This window comes from Rossellomorea sp. GQ25 (genome assembly GCF_059758515.1).
Map to the genome: position 1 here is coordinate 1 of NZ_JCAXEQ010000027.1, position 498 is coordinate 498.

At 43.8% G+C, this 498-nt stretch carries 4 tRNA genes; all 4 read left to right on the forward strand.

Annotated elements, in window-relative coordinates:
- Positions 1 to 16 precede the first annotated feature (16 nt).
- The 4 genes from AC6CIB_RS23610 to AC6CIB_RS23625 all read left to right on the forward strand — a co-directional run bounded on the left by AC6CIB_RS23610 (position 17) and on the right by AC6CIB_RS23625 (position 489).
- Positions 17 to 92 (forward strand) — tRNA-Val (locus tag AC6CIB_RS23610).
- Positions 93 to 177: 85 nt separating this feature from the next.
- Positions 178 to 253: transfer RNA gene (locus tag AC6CIB_RS23615), tRNA-Thr, on the forward strand.
- 35 nt (positions 254 to 288) lie between these two features.
- A tRNA-Lys gene (locus AC6CIB_RS23620) sits at positions 289 to 364 on the forward strand.
- Positions 365 to 404: 40 nt separating this feature from the next.
- Positions 405 to 489 (forward strand) — tRNA-Leu (locus AC6CIB_RS23625).
- Positions 490 to 498 lie beyond the last annotated feature (9 nt).

Genomic DNA, 498 nt, shown 5'->3' on the forward strand with positions numbered 1-498 from the left:
AGGCAATATATATTTCGGAGGATTAGCTCAGCTGGGAGAGCATCTGCCTTACAAGCAGAGGGTCGGCGGTTCGATCCCGTCATCCTCCACCAATGATTTTTGCGTCAGCAAAATATCTTTCCTTAATTACTTCAGCGTAAAAGCTTTATATTTATAAAAGATTCCGTAATTTAATATGCCGGTGTAGCTCAACTGGTAGAGCAACTGACTTGTAATCAGTAGGTTGGGGGTTCAAGTCCTCTTGCCGGCACCATTGTTTTTTTTATTTTGTCTTATTTTTTATATTGAGAGCCATTAGCTCAGTTGGTAGAGCATCTGACTTTTAATCAGAGGGTCGAAGGTTCGAGTCCTTCATGGCTCACCAAAGATTTTTGCGCAGCAAAATTTCTTTACATTTATATCATGCGGGTGTGGCGGAATTGGCAGACGCACCAGACTTAGGATCTGGCGCCGCAAGGCGTGGGGGTTCAAGTCCCTTCACCCGCACCATTATATTTC